Genomic DNA, 21,799 nt, shown 5'->3' on the forward strand with positions numbered 1-21,799 from the left:
TCCAATGCACGATCACGATCGGCTCACGAGGCCGTGAGTCCGAGGCGGGGGTTCAGGCGGATGTTGCGTTGGTTGTTTCTTCTCTTGGTGGCGGTCGGCGCCGTCTCCTACATGGAGCGGGACCGGCTGGCACCCTACGCGCCGCCTGCGCTGGCGGCGCTCATGAAGGGCTCCGACACCGGGGCGGCCAAAGGCGACGGCGCGAGCGGCAAGCGCGGCGGGCGGGGCAACGGCGCGCCCGTGGCGGTGGATGTCGCGGTGGCGACCAAGGGCGCGCTGCCGGTCCTGCGCGAGACGATCGGCACGATCCTGCCCGTCGCCTCCACGGTAATGACGAGCGAGACCACGGGCACGGTCGCCGCCATCGCCGTGCCGGACGGGGCTGCGGTCAAGCGCGGCGATCTTCTCGTGTCGCTGGACGATCGCACGGCCAAGGCGCAGATCGCCAAGGACCAGGCCGCCATCGACAGGGACCAGGTGACGCTAGACCAGGCCAACCGTAACCTTTCGCGCGCTCAGTCGCTGGTGAAGTCCGGCGCCTACAACACCCAGCAGGGCGAGGATGCCCAGAGCGCCACCTATTCCGCACAGGCGGTGCTGAACGTCGACCGCGCGGCGCTCGCCGCCGACGAGGTGGCGCTCGCCAAGCTCCAGATCACCGCGCCCTTCGACGGACGTCTCGGCGCGTTCTCCGTTTCCACCGGCGCGCTGGTGACGCCCGGCACCGCCATGGTGCTGCTGACCCAGAGCTCGCCGGTCTACGCCGCCTTCACCCTACCGCAGGAGGACCTGTCGCTCCTGCAGGAAAGCCTGTCCGCCGGCTCGCTCGGCGTGTCGCTGCGCCCGGCCGGGGCGAGGGGCGAGACGATGGAAGGCAAGGTCGCCTTTATCGACAATGCGGTGGTGGCGGCCTCGGGCTCGGTGGCGCTGCGGGCGGTGATCGACAATCCGCAAGGCAAGCTCGTGTCGGGCCAGTCCATCTCGGCGACCGTCAAGGCGGGCGAGCGCGACGATCTGGTTCTCGTGCCGACCGTCGCCGTGCAGCCGCGCCAGGACGGCAGCGTGGTCTATGTCGTCAAGGACGACGACACGGTGACGATCCGCAAGGTGGACGTCGCCTTTCGCGTCGGCGAGACGGCGGGCCTCACCCAAGGCCTGGAGCCGGGCGAGCGCGTCGTGACGGAAGGTCAGGGCGCCCTGTCGGAAGGCAGCAAGGTGACGCTGCCGGGCGAGGCGGCCAAGGATGGCTCCGGGAAGGATGGTTCTGGCAAGGACGGCTCCGGCAAGAACGGCGGCCACCGTAAGGACGCCGGCACGCCCGTCGCCGAAGCTGGCACGGGAACCGCCACCACCGCCGGGGCCGGCGAGGCGGCGCGCTAGCCATGTCCACGCTCTTCATCCGGCGCCCGGTCGCCACGCTGCTTCTCTCGCTCGCCGTGCTTCTGGCGGGCATCGCCGCCTATAGGCTCCTGCCGGTGGCCGCTCTGCCGCAGGCCGACTATCCCACGATCAGCGTTTCGGCCCAGTTCGCCGGCGCCTCGCCGGACACGATGGCGAGCGCGGTGGCCACCCCGCTCATCAAGCAGTTCCAGACGATCGACGGCGTCGACACGATCACCGCGCGCTCCTCGCTCGGCAACACGCAGATCACCGTTCAGTTCGTGCTCTCGCGCGACATCGACGCCGCCGCCGCCGACATCCAGGCCGCGATCGCCCGCAGCGCGCGGCAGCTGCCCGACAACATGACCTCGCCGCCGAGCTACCGAAAGGCGAATCCCGCCGATGCGCCGGTGCTCCTTCTCGATCTCGTGTCGGACGGCGCGCCGCTGACCGAGGTCGACGATCTCGCCGAGAACATCATCTCGCCCGCGCTTTCCACCATCCAGGGCGTGGCGCAGGCGCAGGTCTATGGCGGCAAGACCTATGCCGTCCGGGTGCAGGTCGATCCCGACAAGCTCGCCTCCCGCTCGCTCGCCATGTCGCAGGTCGCCACCGCCCTTTCGGCCGCCAACAGCCAGACCCCGGTCGGCACGGTGCAGACCGGCGGCCAGGCGCTGACCGTGGACACGCCGACCCAGCGCACCAGCGCCGAGGCGTTCCGTACGCTGGTGATCGCCCGGCCGAACGGGGTGCCCGTCCGGCTGGGCGACGTGGCCGGCGTGGTGGACAGCGTGTCCAACGTGAACCAGGGCAGCTGGCTCGACGGCAAGCCCGCCATCGTGCTCGCCGTGCAGCGCCAGCCCGGCGCCAATACGGTGGAGGTGGTGGAGGCCATCAAAGCCAAGCTGCCGGAGCTTCAGGCCTCGCTGCCGGCCTCGGTCCACATTCAAGTGGTCAACGACGCCTCGACCTCGATCAGCGCCGCGATCTCCGACGTGCAGGAGACTTTGGGCCTGACGATCGGCCTCGTCATCCTCGTCATCTACCTTTTCCTCGGCCGCGTTTCGGCGACCATGGTTCCCGCGCTCGCCGTGCCGCTGTCGCTGGTGGCGACCTTCGGCGCTATGTATGCGCTGGGCTATTCCATCGACAATCTCTCGCTGCTGGCGCTGACGCTCTCGGTCGGCCTCGTGGTGGACGACGCCATCGTCATGCTGGAAAACATCGTGCGCCATGTCGAAGAGGGCATGGCGCCGATGGAAGCGGCCCTGAAGGGCAGCGGCGAGGTGTCCGGCACGATCATCTCCATGTCGCTGTCGCTCGTCGCCGTGTTCCTGCCGATCCTCCTGATGGGCGGCGTGGTGGGGCGCGTGCTCAACGAGTTCGGCGTCGTGGTGGCGCTTTCGATTCTTGCCTCGGCCGTCGTCTCGCTGACGCTGACGCCCATGCTGGCGGCGCGTCTGCCGGTGTCGCACGCGCCGGTGCGCGGCATCGCCGCCCTGTTCGGACGCGGCTTCGACCACGCCACGCTGGTCTACGGGCGGATGGTGAACTGGTGCCTGCGCCGCAACGGCTTCATCATGGCCGTGTTCGTGCTCTCCTTCGCAGCCTCGGCCTATATGATGGCAACGCTGCCGCGCTCCTTCTTTCCGCAGGAGGACAACGGCCTTCTCACCATCTCGACCCAGGCGCGGCAGGACATTTCCTACCCCGCCATGAGCGCGCTGCAGGCCAAGGCCGCCGAGGCGGTGAAGTCCGACCCCGCCGTCGCCTTCGTCACCTCGACGCTCGGCGGCGGTCCTGGCGGGGCGACCTTCAATTCCGGCTCCATGTTCGTGCAGCTGAAGGCCAAGGACCAGCGGCCCCCGCTGGAGCAAACGCTGAGCTCGCTGCGCCGCCGGCTCGGCGCGGTGGCGGGCCTGAAAAGCTTCGCGACGCCGGTGCAGAGCCTTCGCTTCGGCGGACGCTCGACGCAGAGCCAGTATCAGCTCGTGGTGCAGTCACTCGACGCCGACGCCGCGCGGCAATGGTCGGCCAAGCTGCTCGACGCCATGCGCGCCGACCCCCGGCATTTCGTGGACGCGGCGACGGACCTGCAGGACAATGGCCTGCAGGAGCGCGTCAGCGTCGATCAGGACCGCGCCGATGCGCTGGGCATCTCCTCCAGCAATCTGCGCACGGCGATGGAGGCGGGCTTCGGCACGCTCAACGCCACGCAGATCCAGGCCACCGGCAACAGCTACGACGTGATCCTCGAATACGACCCGAACCTGCCCTGGACCGACCAGCGCCTCGCCTCGATCCGCGTGCCGGCCTCGGACGGGACGCTGGTGCCGCTCTCGGCCTTCGCCCGGCTGACGCGCGAAGCGGGCCCGGTCACGGTGAACCAGACCGGCCAGCTCACCGCCGTCACGCTCTCGTTCAACCTGCCCGCCGGCCTGTCGCTCGGCACCGCGACGGACGCGGTGGAGGGCATCAAGAGCCAGATCGGCCTCCCCACCAACGTCACCACCTCCTATGCCGGCACGGCGCAGGTCTTCCAGCAGGCGACCGGCAATCTCGGCCTCCTGATCGGCGCGGCGGTGCTCGTCATCTACATCGTGCTCGGCGTTCTCTACGAGAGCTTCATCCACCCGCTGACCATTCTCTCCGGCCTGCCGTCGGCGGCCTTCGGCGCGCTGGCTGCGCTGCAATGGTTCGGGCTCGATCTCTCGATCATCGCCGTGATCGGCCTTCTCATGCTGATCGGCATCGTCAAGAAGAACGCCATCATGATGATCGACGTGGCGCTGGAGCTGGAGCGCGAGGGCGGCCATTCGGCGGCTTCCGCCATCCACGAAGCCTGCGTGCGCCGCTTCCGCCCCATCATGATGACGACCTTCTGCGCGCTGCTCGGCGCCATGCCCATCGCGCTCGGCACCGGCGCCTCGTCGGAGCTGCGCCAGCCGCTCGGCATCGCCGTGGTCGGCGGTCTGATGGTCAGCCAGGTGCTGACGCTGTTCATCACGCCCGTCATCTTCGTGGAGATCGAGCGGCTGCGCGGCTTCGTGGGGCGGCTTTTTGCGCGCCGCACTGCCGCGCCGCACCATGAAAGCCCCGCCGCGCACGGTTGACGACGCGCCTTTCCCTCGCGCAAGACAGAAGCGGATGTGCGGATTTCCGCACATCCCAGGTAGGTCTGGCGGCGAAGGAAGCGAACATGGCCGACACAACCCGACGCAGCGGCATCCGCACCACGGACGCGGAGGCGCTGGCCTTCCACGCGGAAGGGCGGCCCGGCAAGCTCGAGATCACGCCGACCAAGCCCATGGCGACGCAGCGCGACCTGAGCCTTGCCTATTCGCCCGGTGTCGCCGTTCCCGTGAAGGCGATCGCCGAAGATCCCGCCCGCGCCTTCGACTACACGACGCGCGGCAACATGGTCGCCGTGATCTCCAACGGCACGGCGATTCTGGGCCTTGGCAATCTCGGCGCGCTCGCCTCCAAGCCCGTGATGGAGGGCAAGTCCGTCCTCTTCAAGCGCTTCGCCGACGTCGACTCGATCGATCTCGAGATCGACACCGAGGACCCCGACAAGTTCATCGACGCCGTGCGCTATCTCGGCCCCTCCTTCGGCGGCATCAACCTGGAGGACATCAAGGCCCCGGAATGCTTCATCATCGAGCAGCGCCTGCGCGAGTTGATGGACATTCCCGTTTTCCACGACGACCAGCACGGCACCGCCATCATCGCCGCCGCCGGCATCATCAACGCCCTGCACCTGACGGGCCGCGAGATGAAGGACATCAAGCTCGTCTGCAGCGGCGCGGGCGCGGCGGGCATCGCCTGTGTCGAGCTGGTCAAGGCCATGGGCGTCGCCCATGACAACGTCATTCTCTGCGACACGAAGGGCGTCATCTTCCAGGGCCGCACCGAGGGCATGAACCAGTGGAAGTCGGCCCATGCCGCCCACACGGACGCCCGCACGCTGGAGGACGCGATGCGCGGCGCCGACGTGTTCTTCGGTGTCTCGGCCAAGGGCGCGCTGACGCCCGAGATGGTGAAGTCCATGGCCGAGAACCCCATCATCTTCGCCATGGCCAATCCCGACCCGGAGATCACGCCCGAAGAGGCGCACGCGATCCGCGACGACGCCATCGTCGCCACCGGCCGCTCGGACTATCCCAATCAGGTCAACAACGTTCTCGGCTTTCCCTACATCTTCCGCGGCGCGCTGGACGTGCGCGCCACGCAGATCAACGACGCCATGAAGATCGCCGCCGCGCAGGCCCTCGCCTCGCTCGCCCGCGAGGACGTACCCGACGCCGTCGCCTCCGCCTACAAGGGCGCCGGGCGCCCCAAGTTCGGCCGCGACTACATCATCCCCGCGCCCTTCGACCCGCGCCTCATCACCATCGTTCCCGAGGCCGTCGCCCGCGCCGCCATGGACAGCGGCGTCGCGCGCCGCGACATCGCGGACTGGGAGGCCTATCGCAACCAGCTCGCCTCGCGACGCGACCCGACCGCCGGCACGTTCCAGAACATCTTCGCCACGCTGCGCCAGCGCCCGCGCAAGGTCGTCTTCGCCGAAGGCGAGGAGGAGCAGGTGATCCGCGCCGCCGCATCCTATGTCAACCAGGGCCTCGGGCAGGCCGTGCTGGTCGGCCGCGAGGACCGGATCGTGGAGACCGCGCGCTTCGTCGGCGTCGAGCTGAAAAGCGGCCTCGAGATCCAGAACGCCAAGCTTTCCACCCGCACCGACGCCTATTCCGCGCATCTCTACGGCCGCTTGCAGCGCGAGGGCTATCTCCAGCGCGACTGCCACCGTCTCATCAACACGGACCGCAACCATTTCGCCGCCGCCATGGTGGCGCTGGGCGACGCGGACGCGATGGTCTCCGGCCTCACCCGCAATTACTCCGTGGTGCTCGACGACGTGCGCCACGTCATCGACCCCAAGCCCGGCCGCGCCGTGATCGGTATTTCCATCGTCATCGCCAAGGGCCGCACGACCTTCGTCGCCGACACCGCCGTCCACGACATGCCCAGCGCCGCGCAGCTCGCCCGCATCGCAACGGAAGCCGCGCGCTTCGCCCGCAAGCTCGGCCACACGCCGCGCGTCGCCTTCCTCGCCCATTCCACCTTCGGCCACCCGCCGTCTGAGCGCTCCGAGCGGGTGCGCGAGGCCGTCGGCCTCCTCAGCCAGAACAGCGTCGACTTCGAGTTCGACGGCGAGATGGGCGCCGATGTCGCCCTCAATCCCGAGCTCATGGCCCTCTACCCGTTCTGCCGTCTCACCGGCCCGGCCAACGTTCTCGTCATGCCGGCCTTCCACTCCGCTTCGATCTCCACCCGCATGGTGCAGGAACTCGGCGGCACCAACGTTCTCGGCCCCGTCCTCGTCGGCCTGGAAAAGCCGGTGCAGATCGTCACCCTCGGCGCCAAGGACACCGACATCGTCAACATGGCCGCCTTCGCCGCCTTCTCGGCGGAGGGCTGAGCGGGAGGGCAGGGGACAGCCGTCCCCTGCACCCCTGCCAGGGGAAATGATTTCCCCTGGACCCCTCGTCGGTTGAGATGTGTCCAAACAAAAAGAGGGCCAGCGGCCCTCTCTTTGTTTGGAAATGTCCCAAAAGACAGGAAGGGTCCGGGAACTCGTTCCCGGGCGGGGTTCGGGGCGGCAGCCCCGCCCTATCCGCTCACGCCGCCGCAGCGAGGCTGGTGCGGCGCGTGAGGACGCGTTGGAGCGTGATGAAGGCGAAGAGGAGGATGCCGATGGCGATCTTGGTCCACCAGGACGAGAGTGTTCCGTCGAAGACGATATAGGTCTGGATCAGCCCTGAGATGAGGACGCCGACGAGGGTGCCGGCGACGAAGCCGACGCCGCCGGTGAGCAGCGTCCCGCCGATCACCACGGCGGCGATGGCGTCGAGCTCGACACCGACGGTCGCGAGCGAATAGCCCGAGGACGTGTAGAGGGCGAAGACGACGCCCGCGACGCCGGCCAGCAGGCTGGAGAGCGCGTAGATGCCGATCGTCACACGGCCGACGGGCACGCCCATGAGCTCGGCCGAGGTCCGGTCACCGCCCAGCGCATAGACATAGGTGCCGAAGCGCGTCTTGTGGGCGATGAGCATGCCGATCGCGAAGACGGCCAGCATCACCATGGCGACGAAGGACAGGCGGCCACCGGAGGGGATGACCCAGTAGAGCTGCTTCAGCGCGTCGAAGGCGGGGTGGTTGATAGGGATGGACTCGGTGGTCAGCAGGTAGCAGCCGCCGCGCGCCAGGAACATGCCGGCGAGCGTGACGATGAAGGGCGGCGTCTGGAGATAATGGATCATCGCGCCCATGGCCGCGCCGAAGACGGCGGCGATGAGGAGGATGGCGGGGATCATGGCGTAGGGATGCCAGCCGGCCTGGATGGTGACGGCAAGGAAGACGCCGGTGAAGGCGATCACCGAGCCGACCGAGAGATCGATGCCGCCCGACAGGATGACGAAGGTCATGCCGACGGCGACGATGCCGAGAAAGGCATTGTCGGTCAGGAGATTGGCCGCGACGCGGGTGGACAGGATCGTCGGATACTGCGCGGCCGACAGGGCGAAGGCGGCGAGAAACACGATGATGGTGACGAGAAGGGGAAGGAAACGGGCGTTCATCGACCGGGAACCTCGCGCACGGAAGGAAGCGAGCCTTTCGCCTTCGCGGCGTTGGCCGAGGGCGGCGGCGGACGGTGGCGGGAGAAGGCGGCGACCCGGCCCATGGCGGGCGACTGGATCACCAGGATCAGGACGATCAGCGCGGCCTTGAGGATCAGGTTCATCTCCGGCGGGAAGCCCGAGAGGAGGATGCCGGTGTTCATCGCCTGGATGATGAGCGCGCCGACCAGCGACAGGAGGATGGAGAAGCGCCCGCCCATGAGGGAGGTGCCGCCGATGACGACGGCGAGGATGGCGTCCAGCTCCAGCCAGAGACCGGCATTGTTGGCGTCTGCGCCGCGAATGTCGGCGGCAGCGACGATGCCGGCCACCGAGGCGCAGAGGCCCGAGGTCATGTAGGCGGCCAGAATCACGGCCCGGGCGTCGACGCCGGCCAGCGCCGAGGCGCGGCGGTTGATGCCGGTCGCCTCGATCAGGAGACCGAGCGCGGTGCGCCGCACGAGAAGCACGGCGATGAGCGCGACCACGGCGGCGATGACCACCGGCATGGGCAGGCCGAGAAACGAGCCGCCGCCGATGAAGAAGAGCACGGGATCGTTGAAGGTGACGATGGTGCCGGAGGTGATGAGTTGGGCGACGCCGCGCCCGGCCACCATGAGGATCAGCGTCGCGATGATGGGCTGGATGTCGAGAACCGCGACGAGAAACCCATTCCACAGGCCGCATATGAGCCCGACGCCGAGGGCTGCGAGGATCACCAGCGGCACGGGATAGCCCTGGACGGTGAGCGTCGCGGCGACTGCCCCGGAGATCGCCATGGTGGCACCGACGGAAAGGTCGACGCCCTTGGTGGCGATGACGAGGGTCATGCCGACGGCGAGCAGCATGACCGGCGCGCCCCGATTGAGCACGTCGATCAGCGGGCCGTAGGCGCGCCCGTTCTGAAGGGCGAGATCGAAGAAGGCGGGAAAGGCCAGCCAGTTGGCGAAGAGCACGAGAGCGAGCGCGCCGATCTGCGGCGCGGCGCGGGTGAGACGGTTCATGAGCGCGCGTCCCCTTGGGTGCCGGCAATGGTTCGCATGATGGAGGCGGGCGAGATGTCGCCGCCTTCGAGATCGCCCAGATGCCGCCTGTCGCGCAACACGCGGATGCGCCGGGAATAGGCGGTGAGCTCTTCGAGCTCGGAGGAGATGACGAGCATGGCCATGCCCTTGGCACAGAGCTCCTCGATCAGACGCACGATCTCGGCATGGGCGCCGACGTCGATGCCGCGCGTCGGCTCGTCGAGGATCAGGAAGGAGGGTTCGGTGGCGAGCCAGCGGGCGAGGATCGCCTTCTGCTGGTTGCCGCCCGACAGGAGGCGGATCGGCTTCTCGATGTCGGTGGTGCGAATGTCCAGCGCCTTGACGAAATGCTCGGCGATGCGCGCCTGCTCGCGGATCGACAAGGGCTTGGCCCAGCCTCGCCGGGCCTGCAGCGCTAGGATGATGTTCTCGCGCACCGAAAGATCGCCGACGATGCCCTCCACCTTGCGCTCCTCCGGGCAGTAGCCGAAGCCGAGGCGGATGGCGGCGCGCGGCGAGAGGATGCGCGTCGCGCGCCCGTCCACGCGCGCCTCGCCCGTGTCGGCGCGGTCGGCGCCGAAGACGAGGCGGGCGGTTTCCGTGCGGCCCGAGCCAAGCAGGCCGGCGACGCCCACGGCCTCGCCCGGCCGGATGTCGAGATCGAAGGGTTCGACCATGCGCTTGCGGCCGTAGTTGCGGAAGGACACGCGCGGTTCGCCCGAGGCGAGCGGCGCGGGGGCCGCGTGCGACACCGCCTCGTCCAGCTCGCGCCCCAGCATCATGGAGACGATGTCCATGCGGGAGGTCTCGGCGATGGCCTTCTCGCCCACCAGACGGCCGTTGCGCAGCACCGTGGCGCGGTCGCAGACCGCGAAGACCTGATCCAGGAAATGGGTAACGAAGAGAATGGCAAGGCCCCTGTCGCGCAGGGCTCGCATGGCGACGAAGAGCGACTCCACCTCCGCCGCGTCGAGACTGGCGGTGGGCTCGTCGAGGATCAGCACCTTGCCGGAAAGGTCCACCGCGCGGATGATGGCGACGAGCTGCTGCACGGCGACGGAGAGGCTGCCGAGCGTGGCATTGGGGTTCACGGCCAGACCGTAGGCTTCCAAGAGCTCTGCCGAGCGGCGGCGCATGGCGCGCCCGTCGGTGAAGCCGAACCGGGTCGGCTGGCGGCCGAGAAACAGATTCTCCGCGACGGTGAGGTTCGGCAGGAGGTTCACCTCCTGGTAGACCGTGCCGATACCCAGCCGCTGCGCCTCGCCGCTGTCGGCGGGCTCGATCTCGGCGCCGTCGAGCGCGATGCGCCCGCCGTCGCGCCGGTAGATGCCGGTCAGCGTCTTGATGAGGGTGGACTTGCCGGCCCCGTTCTCGCCGAGAAGCGCGTGGATCTCGCCCGCGCGCAGGTGAAGGTCCACGCCGTCGAGCGCCGTCATGCCGGCAAAGCTCTTGGTGAGGCCCTGAATCAGAAGTCTGGTCATGGAGGCGATCCGCTGGTTCCGGGAGCCTGCTCGGCACCGCGTCCGGTTCGGCCGAGGCGGCTCGCATCGACCGGGCGCGGCACGGCGGAAACGGCTCGAGACCTTCGCGACGGGACCTTTGCGATGGGGTCTTCGCGATGGGTTCTGGGCCGGCGCGATGCCGAACAGATGTCGGGCAGGAAGCGACGCGGCGCCGAAGGGGCGCCGCGCGTTGGTTTTCGGTCGGGTCAGATGCGGGGGCGGCTCAGTAGCCGAGGCCCTTCTTGGATTCCAGAACCTTCTTCGGGTCGTCGTTCTGCGTGTAGAGCTTGGACTCGGTCTGGATCCACTTCGGCGGCTCCTTGCCGTCCTTCTTGTAGGCTTCCAGCGCGTCGAAGGCCGGGCCGGCCATGTTGGGGGTCAGCTCCACCGTGGCGTTGGCCTCGCCGTTCGCCATGGCCTGGAAGATGTCCGGCACGGCGTCGATCGAGACGACCATGATGTCCTTGCCCGGCTTCAGCCCGGCTTCCTTGATGGCCTGGATGGCGCCGACGGCCATGTCGTCGTTGTGGGCGTAGACCGCGCAGATGTCCTTGCCGCCGTTCTCGGCCTTGATGAAGCTTTCCATCACTTCCTTACCCTTGGTGCGGGTGAAGTCGCCGGTCTGCGACCGGGCGAGGGTGATGTTGCTCTTGCCGGCGATGGCTTCCTCGAAGCCCTTCTTGCGGGCGATGGCGGGCGAGGAGCCGGTGGTGCCCTGAAGCTCCACGACCTTGCAGGGCTTGGCGCCGACCTGCTTGGCGAGATACTCGCCGGCGACCTTGCCCTCGTGCACCTGGTCGGAGGTGACGGCGGTCAGGTAGAGCGACGGGTCCTTGGTGTCGATGTTGCGGTCGAGCAGCACGACCGGGATCTTGGCTTCCTTGGCTTCGCCCAGCACTTCGTCCCAGCCGGTGGCGACCACGGGGGCGAGAAGGATCGCGTCCACGCCCTGCGCCACGAAGGAGCGGATGGCCTTGATCTGGTTTTCCTGCTTCTGCTGCGCATCGGCGAATTTCAGGTCGATGCCGCGCTTCTGCGCTTCCTGCTTGGTGACCGAGGTCTCGGCCGCGCGCCAGCCCGATTCCGAGCCGACCTGCGAGAAGCCGACCACCATGTCCGCCGCGAGCACCGGGCTCGCCAGCACCGTCGCCAAGGCGAAAGCGGCCGCAAGGCTACGTCTGATCGTCATAGTCAAATTCCTCCCTTGGGGCGGCCGTGCCGCCGAAACCAAACCGGGCTCCCAACCGGCCGGACGCGGCAGGCCCCGTGACCTCGCGTCCGTCTCGCAGCCTGATCCTGCGAATAACTCATACAAAACGGAGCAGGCCTCGTCTGTCAATCCGATTCTTGGGGTTCGACATTGTGCGCTGCCGCATGACGCGGAGCGGCGTTTCGATAGGCGTAGGGAGGCTCCGCACTAGCTTGGGTGGAGGCGAAGGGAGGTGGAATGTTCAATCTCTGGTATAAGAACGCGGTCATCTACTGCGTCGACGTCGAGACGTTTCAGGACACGGACGGCGACGGGATCGGCGACTTCAAGGGCCTGACGAGCCGGCTCGACCATATCGAGGCGCTGGGCGCGACCTGCATCTGGCTGCTGCCCTTCTACCCCAGCCCCAATCGCGACAATGGCTACGACGTCGCGGATTACTACAACGTCGATCCGCGCTACGGCACGCTCGGCGACTTCGTGGAGTTCACCCATGCCGCGCACGAGCGGGGCTTGCGCGTTCTCGTCGACCTCGTGGTCAACCATTCCTCGATCGACCACCCCTGGTTCCAGGCCAGCCGAATGGGCGATCCGAAATATCGGGACTGGTATGTCTGGCGCAAGGACAAGCCGGCGGATGCCGAGAAGGGCGTGATCTTTCCCGGCGTGCAGAAGACGACCTGGACGCGCGACACCAAGCGCCGGGAATACTACTTCCACCGGTTCTACGAGCATCAAGCCGATCTCAACATCGCCAACCCCCGGGTGCGCGAGGAGATCGAGCGCATCATGGGCTTCTGGCTGGCGCTCGGCGTGTCGGGCTTCCGCATGGACGCGGTGCCCTTCATGCTGGAGGACCTGTCCGCCGCCCATTCGGGCTGGGAGCCCTATCGCTACCTGTCACAGCTTCAGACGTTCCTCTCGTGGCGCAGGTCCGAGGCGATCCTGCTCGCCGAGGCCAACATTCCGATGGACGAGGCGCCGGACTATTTCGGCACGGGCGACCGGCTGCACGTCATCTTCAACTTCCCGCTCAACCAGCAGATGTTCCTGGCCTTCGCGCGCGGCGAGGCCGGTCCTGTGTCGGATTTCCTGAAGGCGCTGCCGGAGATTCCCGGCCCGGCGCAATGGGCGACCTTCCTGCGCAATCACGACGAGATCGATCTCGGCCGGCTGGAGACGGAAGAGCGCGAGGAGGTCTTCGCCGCCTTCGGCCCTGAGGAGGACATGCAGCTCTACGATCGGGGTCTGCGCCGGCGCCTCGCGCCCATGCTGGGCGGCGACGAGCGGCGGCTCGCCATGGCCTTCTCGGTGATGCTGGCGCTGCCGGGCACGCCGGTGCTCTGGTATGGCGACGAGATCGGCATGGGGGAGGATCTGGATCTGCCGGAGCGCCATTCCGTGCGCACGCCCATGCAGTGGAGCGCGGCCGAGAACGGCGCCTTTTCCACGGCCAAGCCCAAGGACTGCGTGCGCCCCTCGGTGTCGGACGGGCCCTTCGCCTATCCGCATGTGAACGTCGCGCGGCAGAAACTCGACCCGCTGTCGCTTCTCTCCCAGGTGCGCCGGCTCATCCGCGCCCGGCGCGAGGCGCGCGAGATCGGCTGGGCGCGACCGCAGGTTCTGGACGCCGGGGACGCGGCGGTGCTGGCGCTCGTGTCGCGCTGGCGCGGCGGCGGGGTCCTGACCCTGCACAATCTCGCCGACCGGCCGGCCCTGGCGCGTCTGCCTGAGGGCCTACCGTTCGAGGCGATGAGCCCGCTCCTGCGCCAGGGCGTGCATATCTTGCCCGAGGACAGGACACTGCGGCTCGACGCCTACGGGTTCGAGTGGTTCCACTTCGACGCCGCGACGGACGACGGGAAGGACGAGTGAGCGCTCAAGCGCCGCCCGCGACCTCTTCCTCTTCCAAGACCTCGTCCTCCTCCGCTTCCAGGGCGGGGGCCTCGGAGGGCTCCAGGCCGAAGCGCGCGGCGACGTCCGGCGCATAGCGCAGGAGATCGGGGCGAAGGCGCAGGAGGGCGAGGTCTTTGGCCTTGGCCTCCAGCATCACGTCGAAGTCGAGACCGTCGAGCACGCGCATGAGGGTGGCGAATTCGAACGGATTGACGAAATCGGCATGGCCCGTGAAGACCGGCGCGACGTGGACCACGGTCTTCTTCTTCGTCTTCTTGTCGACGCGCACCTGCTCGCGCAGTTCGGTGCGCGGCGAGGAAAAGTGCATCTTGGGCTGCTGCCCCGCCGGCCATGACGCCAGGATGCGCACCACCGTGTCGCGCAGGTCGGCGCGCTCCGGGTTGAGGCACCAGAAATGCTGGTAGTCGAAGATCAACCGAACCCCGGTGCGCTCGTGAATCCAGAGCACGTCGGCGGCGGAAAAGCGCAGGTCGTCATGCTCCAGCACGAGGCGGCGCTGCACCGGCTCGGGCAGCGTAGCCCAGGTGTCGACCCAGCGCTGGCGCGCGGCGGGAATGTCGCCATAGGTCCCGCCGACATGGATCACCAGCACGGCCTCCGGCGGCAGGCCCATGAGGTCCAGCATCTCGGCCTGAGAGACGAGATCGGCGACGCTCTTCTTCACGAGCGCCGGGTCCGGGCTGTTCAGGACGATGAACTGCGAGGGGTGGAAGGACAGGCGGATGCCGAGATCCATGGCCTTGCGGCCGATCGCCTCCAGCTCCGGCCGGCTCTCCGCCACCATAGAGTGGAACTGCGGCATGTCGGGATGCGTGGCGTAGGGCGCCAGATCCGACGACATGCGATACATGCGGATGTCGTGCTTGTCCAAATGGTCGAGAATGGCGTCGATATAGGTGAGCGAGACCTTGAGATGCGGGTCGCTGGCGGCCCGGCGTGCGTCGTTGCTCTTCAGGTCGTCCCGAGCCATGACCTTGACGGGGAAGCCGAGGCGGGAAACGCGTTGCTGGGTCATGCGGCCTGTTCCTGATGGATTTCCGTCTCCGGCCCGAAGCCGAGGGAGCGGGTGAAGAGGTTCCAGTCCGCGATCCGCAGGGCGCCGCCCGACGCGGCGCGGTGGCCGTTGCCATATTGCTCATCGGCGCCGGGCGGCCGGTGCCCGGCGAGAAAGGCGAGGAGATCGCGGTCGTCCGCCGTGCGCGCGGCGAAATGGACATAGCCTTCGCGGTAGCCGCGATTGGCTGCGATCACGATCCGGTCCTTGATCCGCCCGCGCCAGGCCTGGGCCACCAGCGGATGGATCTGCGTGGGCGAGGAAAAGAGAACGAGGGCGACCTCACCGGCGACCTTCGGCCCGATCTTGCGCGCGGCGTCGAGCTCGCGCTTCACCTCCGCCTTGGCCTCCAGCAGGGCCTCAGTCTCGGCATGTTCGCCCGACAGCACCGCCTTCGGTCCGTCCGATTTCAGAAGCAGAGCGAGCGCCGCCGAAGCATCGCCCGAGGCCGTGCGGCGCGGCGCGTTGACGAGCGAAACGGCCTTGCGCAGCGCCGTGATGCCGAGCGCGCGGGCGGCCTCCATCTCGGGAAAGCCGTCGCCGTCCGCCATGTCCCCGATCAGGCCGATAGCCGCCAGCCAGAGCAGCCCGTCGGCGGCGCCGAGCGCATCGGCGCAGCGATAGGCCAGAAGCGAGGAGGTGGGGATCGGCGTGTCGTGAACGCCGGTGATGATGGCGACCCCCTCCGGCAGGCCGCTCGGCACGTGATGGTCGATCAGCACGGTTGGTAGATCGGGGCGCGGCACATGAGGCGCGACGCCGAGATCGGTGATGACGAGACCCGTCGCCGCACTGTCCGCCATCTCGCGGCGGAATGCATCGGAATAGGCATTCTCTGCCTTGCCGACGATGCGCACCTCCGGCTCCCGCCCCGTTCGGCGCAGCGCGTGGAGAAGGATCGCCCCGGCGCTGAGACCGTCGGCGTCGTTGTGGCAGACGACGAGGGGCCTTGGCCCCAAGGCTTCCAGCGCCAAGGGAAAGGCCGACGGCGGCTGAAGGCCGGTCGGGAAGGAAGCGGGGAGAGGCAAGGGAGGCAACCCATTCGCAGGGGAGGGCGGCGGTGCGCCGTGCACCGCCGCGAAGGCAGGAAGTCGGAAAGGCCGCTGCGCTCAGCGCGGCTCGGGCGTGTCCTGCGGCGGGATCTTGGCCAGCGCCTCGTTCAGTTCGTCCTGTTGCGACTGCTGCGAGGCCTGATCGGCGTCGCGATCCTGGTTGTCGGCCTGATCTTGCTGGTTGTCGTAGCGGTCCGTGGGAATGCGGCTCATGACGCTTCGTCCTTCTTGTGTCTCGAAAGCAACGCGGAAGGCCCGCATCGGTTCGCCCCATGCGGCTCGGTTTCGCCGGCTTACCCTCCGGGGAGATGCGGCGGAAGAGCGCGGCACCCGCCCTTGGCAGAACGGACCGCGCGCCACGCGGCGCGGGCGAGCCGGCCAGCGGACCCCACGAATATTCCTTCGGTGCTTTTAGTCCTTGCCGACCCCGAGGCCGAGAAGGGCGGCGCCGACGAGGCCCGCTTCCGGGCCGAGCTCCGCCGGCTTGATGACCGGGGCCTCGGTGCGCCGCAGGATGCCGGCGCGCAGCCTTGCGTCCAGCGCGGCGAGAAGGTCCGGCGCGTTGGACAGGCCGCCACCGACCGGCACGACGCTCGCGCCCGTGGCGTTCAGCACCAGCGAGAGCGGGCCGGCCAGCGTGTCGAGCCACGTGTCGATGGTGAGGTCCGCCTCCGCCTCGCCGGCGCGCCAGGCGTCCACGATGGCGCGGCTGTCGCGCGCCGTGCCGGCGGGGTGGAGCGCTGCGTCGATGCGCTCCATGCCGCGCGCGCTGCCGCTGGCATCGACGCAGCCGACCTGGCCACAGCCGCAGGCGAAGGCCGGCACGATGCGGCCGGCGACGATCCGGTCCTTCAGCACCGGCCCGTGGCCCCATTCGCCAGAAACGCCGCCCGCGCCTTCTAGAATATGCCCGTTCCAGATCAGGCCACCGCCGACGCCGGTGCCGAGAATCACGCCGAACACGGTACGATGGCCACGCCCAGCGCCGCGCAGCGCCTCGGCCAGGGCGAAGCAGTCGGCGTCGTTGGCCGCTTCCACCCGGCGCCCGAGCGCCGAGGTCAGCTCGCCCTTCAGCGAGCGCCCGGTAATGCAGGAAATGTTGGCCGCCAGCGAGGCGCCCGTGTCGGGGTCGATCGTGCCGGCGACGGACAGCGCCAGCGTCAGCCGCCGCGCCGGGTCGGCCGCGTCGGCAAGGCTGCGCAGCGTTTCCACGAAGTCGGGCCAGGACTGGGCAGGGTTGGGCAGCGAGGCGCGCGCCAGGGGCATGGCGTCCTCGCCCGCGCCCGCGAGCTTGATGAAGCTGCCCCCGATATCGGCCGCCAGGACCCGGGCGCGCCCGGTGCCGGCGAGGGTGTGAAGCGGAAGAAGCGGATCGGACATGCCAGGCGGCCCCAGAGCTGATGTGCCAAAGGCTCTAGAGCCTTCGTGCCGCGCTGGCCAGAGAGAGCGGGCGGCGAAGCTGTTCGGCAGCGGCCGGCGTCAGGAGAGTTGGCTGAGGAAGAGCACGTCGGCGATCGGCCGTCGCACCATGCCCCAATGGCCGAAGCTGACGCGGTCGATCGTCTTGCGCTCGATCTGGATCACGTCGCAATGGCGAGGGTCACGCGCGATCGTCTCGAACAGGGTTTCGACGCTCTCGAACGGGCCTTCCAGCACCTGCATGATGCGCCGTCCCTCGAAGGCGATGCAGCCGGTGATGCCGAGCGACAGGTTGCGGTCCCGAAACGATTCGAGATCGCGCACGAGTTCGCCCAGCGATTGGCCTTCGGCAAGCGTGCTGACATAGCTGAGATGCAGAAGGGCCATCGTGGGGTGTCAGCGTTCCGACCGAAGCCCCGGGATGCGGGGCGATTGCTCGACATGCCTGCGGAAAATCCGCCCGCTTCATCGCTGAAGCGAGACTGATCGGCGCCTTAGGCGCCGCAGGCATCCGCCAAGACCGGCCGGGATCGGAACGGGGCGCCTGGCCTCTCCTTGGGGTGCGGCGAGAGGGAGGGCCGAAGCCTCGCCCCCTCATTGCATCTCAGTCCCGAAGAGAGAGCCTCGCCTCTTCCAAACCCGCAGGCCTTGTCAGACCAGCGTAGATGGAGGGGCAAGGCGCGGTGACCAGACCCGAAGGAAATGTGCCGCGCCGGAATTTGCGCGGCGCGGGACGGCAGGCTCCGCCCCGCGCCGCGAGCGCTCAGCGACGGGCGCCGGAGAGATAGTCCTCGATCGCCTGCCGCGTGCCCTTTTCCCAAATGGCCGAGAGGTGGCGGGAGAAGATGTCGGCATAGGCGGCGTTGTCGGCGACGTCGCCGAAAATGCCGCGCTGCTCCAAGAACCGGCGCGGCTCGGTCTTGGCGGCGCGCGCGGCCTCGACCAGCGAGGCCCAGTTCGGATCGTTCGGCTCCACCACCGTCCCGTCCTCCAGTTCGCCGTAGCAGTAGCGGCACCAGAGCGCCTGGACCATGGCGAGGCCCGACACGTCGCGGCCGGCGGCCAGGAACTCGCGCAGCGCCGGAATGACGAATTTCGGCTGGCGGTTCGAGCCGTCGAGGCAGAGGCGGCGGATCGTGTCGGCGATGGCCGGGTTGGCGAAGCGCCCCGTCACCGTCGCCAGATAGCTCTCGCGGCTGACGCCCTCGATCTCCGGCGAGGCGGGCAGGAGATAGTTGCGCTCCACGTCCTCGAAGAAGCGCGAGACGAGATCGTCGCGCATCGCGTCATGGGCATAGGTGAGGCCGAGCAGCGCGGCGGGATAGGCGATTGTCGCGTGGCCGGCATTGAGAATGCGCAGCTTCATCAGCTCGTAGGCGGTGACGTCCTCCACGAAGGTGACGCCGACATCCTCCAGATGCGGCCGCCCGGCCGAGAAGCGGTCCTCGATCACCCATTGGATGAAGGGCTCGCAGAAGACCGGCCGCTTGTCCTCGACGCCCTTCTCGCGCGCCAACGTGTCGATCTGCGTCTGGTTGGTGGCCGGGGTGATGCGGTCCACCATGGAATTGGGGAAGGCGATCTCGGTCGAGACGAAATTGGCGAGCTCAGGGTCCACGCGCGCTGCGAGGCCCGTGACGATGCCACGCGTCAGATCACCATTGTGGGGGAGGTTGTCGCAGGAGAGGACGGTGAAGGCGGGAGCGCCCGCCGCCCGGCGCGAGCGGATGGCCGAGAGAATCAGTCCGAAGACGCTGCGGGCGGACTCCAGATCGTCCGTGTCGGCGACGAGATCGGGATGGTTGAGGTCCGGCTTGTCGCCGGCGATGTAGTAGCCGCCCTCGGTGACCGTGAGCGTCACGATGCGGATCTCGGGCGCATTCAGCGTGGCGAGAATGGCGTCGCGATCCCCCGGCTCGACCAGCTTGGTGATGGAGCCGACGGCGCGGGGGCGGAACACGCCCTCGTCCACCTCGGTCACGGTGAAGAGGCCGTCCTGTGCCGCCATATCGGCGAAGGCGGGCTTGTCCTCGACGCGCACGCTGAGGCCGACCACGGCCCAGTCGTGGTCCCGCCCGGTTGCGAAGAGATCGTCGAGATAGACGCACTGATGGGCCCGGTGAAAATTGCCGACGCCGAAATGCGCGATGCCGGGCTTGAGACCCGCCCGGTCGTAGGCGGGAACGGCGATGCGCTCGCCGAGCTCAGGCAGGGTGTTGTTGGAAATGCGAGTCATGCTGGGCCTCCTCCCCTGGACGAGCCGCCGCGCCGGGCGCCGTCCTCCGTCACTCAAAAGGCTCTAGCGCATCTCTGGCCGCCATGCACCCGCCCTGGCGCGCAGGCGGGGGAGGTCGAAGGGAGGGAAAGGAATGTCGCAGGCAGGGCTGCCGCCGGCTGGCCGGCGGTCAGGCGCTTTTGGCTTAAGCGACGTTGGAGGCCTGAAGCGCGTCGCGCACGCGCAGAATGGAGCGGCGCAGGCGCTCCAGCTCGCCGTCGGTCTCGCCGGTCGCCTCGCGGATTTCGGCCGGCACGGAGCGCGCTTCCTCGGCCATGGTGCGGCCCTTCTCGGTCAGCGCGATGTCCACCACGCGCTCGTCGCGGGTCGAGCGGGTGCGCGTCACGAAGCCGCTGGCTTCCAGCCGTTTCAGGAGCGGGGTGAGGGTCGAGGAGTCGAGCAGAAGCCGCTCGCCCAGGCTGCCCACGGTCTGCGGCTCGTCCTGCCAGAGCACCATCATCACGAGATATTGGGGATAGGTTATGCCCAGCGCGTCGAGGCGGGGCTTGTAGAGGCGGTTGAAGGCATGCGCCGTCGAATACACGGCGAAGCAGAGCTGTTCGTCGAGTTGAAGGTGCTTGTCGGTCATCAAGGGGCCGCTCCCGTCATGGCCGGTCGGCCGACTTGTCGCTGGCCAGCATTATGACTCTAAATTGAACCTGCGCGATCTATCGCACGATGCCATTATAACAATCAAACATTTCTCGCGATATACCTTTTCAGGCCGGCGCAAGCGGTGCCGGGCCGCGTTGCGCCGCGATCTCCAGCGGGCCGGGCGAGGACTCGGCGGTGGCAGGAGCGCGCGCGGCACGGCCGAGGCCCCGCGTCGCTCGGACCACGACGCGAAAGCCCCGGGGCGTGTTTTCCTGCGTGATCTCGGCGCCGAGACTCGACGCCATCGCCTTGACCAGCTTGGAGCCGGTGCCCGTGCCCTTGGGCGCCGCTGCGGGGTCGAAGCCTTGCCCGTCGTCCTCCACGCGAAGCACGAAGCCGGAGCCTTCGGCGCGGAGCTCCACGCGGATCTCGCCCACCACGCCTGGCGGATAGGCGTATTTGAAGCCGTTGCTGACAAGCTCGGCCACGAGCACGCCCATGGAAACGGCGCTATCGGTTTCCAGCCGAATCGGCTCGGCCGACAGATGCAAGCGGTGGGGCGCGAGGGGCGTCGACCAGGTCGCCTCTACTTCGGACAGGAGCGTTGCGAGATAGTCCGACATTTCCACGAGATCGAGATCGTCGGAATTGTAGAGGCGCCGATGCACCTGCGCGATCGCGGTGATGCGCTGCTGCGTGTCGCGCAGCGCGGAGCGCGCCTCGTCGCTGGTGGCGGCGGAGGCCTGAAGCCGCACGAAGGCCGAGACGATCTGCAGCGAATTGGCGACGCGGTGATTGGCTTCTTTCAGAAGCGCCTCGAGTCGCTCGTAGGAGATGCGCAGCTTGGCCTCGGCCTCGGCCTTTTCGGCGAGCAGACGCCTGCGGTCCAGCACCTGCCGGAAGGTGGACTGGAGAAGATCGAAGAACTCCTCGCCGACGCTCTTCACGACATAGTCGGCCGCGCCCGCCTTGAGCGCGGCGACGGCGACGCGCCCTTCCTCCGAGCCGGTGACATAGACGACCGGCGGCGGGTCGGGCAGGGCGGCGATGGCGGCCAGCGTTTCCAGCCCGTCCATGCCCGGCATGTAATGATCGACGGCGACCAGTTCGAAACTCTCGGCCCGCAGGCGCGCGACGCCTTCCGCGCCGCCCGAGGCGGTTTCCACCGCATGGCCGCGCCGCGCCATGGCGCGGCTGATCAGCCGGCACAAGCCTTCGTCGTCGTCGATATACAGCACTCTCGCCACGGCCTCAGGCGCCTTCGCTCGGTGCTTCCGGGATCTGGATCACGGACAGGAACAGGCCGAGCTGGCGAATGGCCTGGGCGAAGCTTTCGTAGTTCACCGGCTTGGTGATGTAGACATTGGCGCCAAGGTCGTAGCAGCGTTGGATCTCGACCTTGTCGTCGGTCGTGGTCAGCACCACGACGGGCGTGCGGCGAAGCGGGCCGGAGCCCTCCTCCTTCATCCGCATCAGGATGTCGGTGCCGCTCATGTCGGGCAGGTTGAGGTCGAGCAGCACCAGCGAGGGCATGCCGTGTCCCGGCCCGTCCTCGTCCTCGATCAGGAAGCGCAGAGCCGAGGTCCCGTCGGTGAAATGCCGGATCGGATTGTTGACGCCCGCGCGGCGGATGTTCTTCTCGATGAGGCGCGCATGGCCCTCGTCGTCCTCGATCATCACGATCGTCACAT

The 21,799-nt window shown here is 68.3% G+C and carries 17 protein-coding genes; 4 read left to right on the forward strand and 13 right to left on the reverse strand.

Going from position 1 to position 21,799, the window contains the following annotated elements; all coding sequences use genetic code 11:
- The first annotated feature begins 60 nt into the window (after positions 1-60).
- The 3 genes from AUL32_RS06395 to AUL32_RS06405 all read left to right on the forward strand — a co-directional run bounded on the left by AUL32_RS06395 (position 61) and on the right by AUL32_RS06405 (position 6,859).
- On the forward strand, positions 61-1,380 hold the full coding sequence (locus AUL32_RS06395; RefSeq protein WP_062112792.1) for an efflux RND transporter periplasmic adaptor subunit: 1,320 nt from the start codon (positions 61-63) through the stop codon (positions 1,378-1,380).
- A 2-nt stretch (positions 1,381-1,382) separates the two neighbouring features.
- Complete coding sequence (locus AUL32_RS06400) at positions 1,383-4,493, forward strand: efflux RND transporter permease subunit (RefSeq protein WP_062112795.1); 3,111 nt, start codon at positions 1,383-1,385, stop codon at positions 4,491-4,493.
- Between the two features lie 86 nt (positions 4,494-4,579).
- Complete coding sequence (locus AUL32_RS06405) at positions 4,580-6,859, forward strand: NADP-dependent malic enzyme (RefSeq protein ID WP_062112799.1); 2,280 nt, start codon at positions 4,580-4,582, stop codon at positions 6,857-6,859.
- Positions 6,860-7,058: 199 nt separating this feature from the next.
- Here AUL32_RS06405 and yjfF read toward each other — a convergent pair whose 3' ends face one another.
- From yjfF to ytfQ, 4 genes are all read right to left on the reverse strand, one after another.
- Positions 7,059-8,021, reverse strand: a complete 963-nt coding sequence (gene yjfF, locus AUL32_RS06410; RefSeq protein WP_062112802.1) for a galactofuranose ABC transporter, permease protein YjfF — start codon at positions 8,019-8,021, stop codon at positions 7,059-7,061.
- Positions 8,018-9,064, reverse strand: coding sequence for an ABC transporter permease (locus AUL32_RS06415; RefSeq protein WP_062112805.1), 1,047 nt, complete (start codon positions 9,062-9,064; stop codon positions 8,018-8,020). The genes yjfF and AUL32_RS06415 overlap by 4 nt, the downstream gene beginning before the upstream one ends.
- Positions 9,061-10,566 (reverse strand): sugar ABC transporter ATP-binding protein, encoded by a 1,506-nt coding sequence (locus AUL32_RS06420; protein ID WP_061977330.1) that lies wholly within the window; start codon positions 10,564-10,566, stop codon positions 9,061-9,063. The genes AUL32_RS06415 and AUL32_RS06420 overlap by 4 nt, the downstream gene beginning before the upstream one ends.
- Positions 10,567-10,810: 244 nt before the next feature.
- A complete protein-coding gene (gene ytfQ / locus AUL32_RS06425) occupies positions 10,811-11,776 on the reverse strand; it encodes a galactofuranose ABC transporter, galactofuranose-binding protein YtfQ (RefSeq protein WP_062112808.1) in 966 nt (321 codons plus the stop codon).
- Positions 11,777-12,034: 258 nt separating this feature from the next.
- Between ytfQ and AUL32_RS06430 the strand changes: the two genes are divergently transcribed.
- Entirely contained in the window at positions 12,035-13,672 is a 1,638-nt protein-coding gene (locus tag AUL32_RS06430; protein ID WP_062112811.1) for an alpha-amylase family protein, read from the forward strand.
- A gap of 4 nt (positions 13,673-13,676) precedes the next feature.
- Here the strand turns inward: AUL32_RS06430 and uvsE are convergent, their stop codons facing one another.
- The 9 genes from uvsE to AUL32_RS06470 all read right to left on the reverse strand — a co-directional run bounded on the left by uvsE (position 13,677) and on the right by AUL32_RS06470 (position 21,785).
- Positions 13,677-14,729: a UV DNA damage repair endonuclease UvsE gene (uvsE, locus tag AUL32_RS06435; RefSeq protein ID WP_062112814.1), complete on the reverse strand. Its 1,053-nt coding sequence runs from the start codon at positions 14,727-14,729 to the stop codon at positions 13,677-13,679.
- Complete coding sequence (locus AUL32_RS06440) at positions 14,726-15,796, reverse strand: DHH family phosphoesterase (RefSeq protein ID WP_062112816.1); 1,071 nt, start codon at positions 15,794-15,796, stop codon at positions 14,726-14,728. The genes uvsE and AUL32_RS06440 overlap by 4 nt, the downstream gene beginning before the upstream one ends.
- A gap of 81 nt (positions 15,797-15,877) precedes the next feature.
- Positions 15,878-16,033 (reverse strand): hypothetical protein, encoded by a 156-nt coding sequence (locus AUL32_RS25060; protein WP_156421126.1) that lies wholly within the window; start codon positions 16,031-16,033, stop codon positions 15,878-15,880.
- Between the two features lie 198 nt (positions 16,034-16,231).
- Positions 16,232-17,200 carry an ROK family protein gene (locus AUL32_RS06445; protein ID WP_062112819.1) on the reverse strand — a complete coding sequence of 323 codons (969 nt, stop codon included), beginning with the start codon at positions 17,198-17,200 and terminating at the stop codon, positions 16,232-16,234.
- Between the two features lie 99 nt (positions 17,201-17,299).
- The gene (locus AUL32_RS06450) at positions 17,300-17,626 is read right to left on the reverse strand and encodes a BLUF domain-containing protein (RefSeq protein ID WP_061977315.1); all 327 of its coding nucleotides are present in this window, start codon (positions 17,624-17,626) and stop codon (positions 17,300-17,302) included.
- A 376-nt stretch (positions 17,627-18,002) separates the two neighbouring features.
- Entirely contained in the window at positions 18,003-19,475 is a 1,473-nt protein-coding gene (locus tag AUL32_RS06455; protein WP_062112821.1) for a mannitol dehydrogenase family protein, read from the reverse strand.
- Between the two features lie 184 nt (positions 19,476-19,659).
- The gene (locus AUL32_RS06460; RefSeq protein ID WP_061977311.1) at positions 19,660-20,103 is read right to left on the reverse strand and encodes a MarR family winged helix-turn-helix transcriptional regulator; all 444 of its coding nucleotides are present in this window, start codon (positions 20,101-20,103) and stop codon (positions 19,660-19,662) included.
- Positions 20,104-20,233: 130 nt separating this feature from the next.
- A complete protein-coding gene (locus AUL32_RS06465; protein WP_062112824.1) occupies positions 20,234-21,355 on the reverse strand; it encodes a sensor histidine kinase in 1,122 nt (373 codons plus the stop codon).
- 4 nt (positions 21,356-21,359) lie between these two features.
- Positions 21,360-21,785 carry a response regulator gene (locus AUL32_RS06470; RefSeq protein WP_061977908.1) on the reverse strand — a complete coding sequence of 142 codons (426 nt, stop codon included), beginning with the start codon at positions 21,783-21,785 and terminating at the stop codon, positions 21,360-21,362.
- Positions 21,786-21,799 lie beyond the last annotated feature (14 nt).

This window comes from Aureimonas sp. AU40, assembly GCF_001463785.1.
Lineage (GTDB): Bacteria > Pseudomonadota > Alphaproteobacteria > Rhizobiales > Rhizobiaceae > Aureimonas.